At 69.0% G+C, this 653-nt stretch carries 1 protein-coding gene; it reads left to right on the top strand.

Annotated features, from left to right (window positions below):
• A partial coding sequence (locus tag AB4118_RS34080; protein ID WP_441493908.1) for a calcium-binding protein occupies positions 1–653 on the top strand: 653 nt, incomplete at both ends.

Here is a 653-nt window from a genome sequence, read left to right as displayed (position 1 = left end):
GACAACCTGATCGGCCAGGGCGGCGACGATGTCCTGATCGGTGCGGGCGGCGACGACACGATCTCGGCCGGCGACGGCAACGACTTCGTCGATGCCGGGGAGGGCCGTGACGTGGTCTTCGGCGGGGCCGGCGACGACGTGCTGCTCGGCGGGGCCGGCAACGACCTGATCGATGGCGAGGCCGGCAACGACCGGATCTTCGGTGGCACCGGCGACGACCGGATCACGGCCGGCGCCGGCGACGACACSGTGGTGGCGGGTGCGGGCAACGATGTGATCGTGGCTGCGGTCGGTGACGGCAACGACGTCTATTTCGGCGATGACAGCGACGGCGGCACGGGCATCGACACGCTCGACATGTCGGCGATCACGGCGAACCTGACGGTCGATCTCGGCAACGGCCTGCTCGGACGCGGCAGCGCGGTCAGCACGCAAACCGGCACCGACACGCTCTGGAGCATCGAGAACGTCGCGACCGGTTCGGGCAACGACACGATCACGGCGAGTGCGGCGGTGAACGTGATGGAAGGCGGGGCGGGCAACGACACCTTCCGCTTCGAGAGCAAGGAGGCGGCGGATGGCGACACCATCCTCGACTTCGAGCCTGGCGATAAGCTCGACCTCTCCGGCATCGACGCCAATGGCGCGCTCGC

The sequence above is a fragment of the Allobosea sp. 2RAB26 genome (assembly GCF_052115465.1).
Classification (GTDB): Bacteria; Pseudomonadota; Alphaproteobacteria; order Rhizobiales; family Beijerinckiaceae; genus Allobosea.
This window is presented reverse-complemented; position numbering and strand designations above follow the sequence as displayed.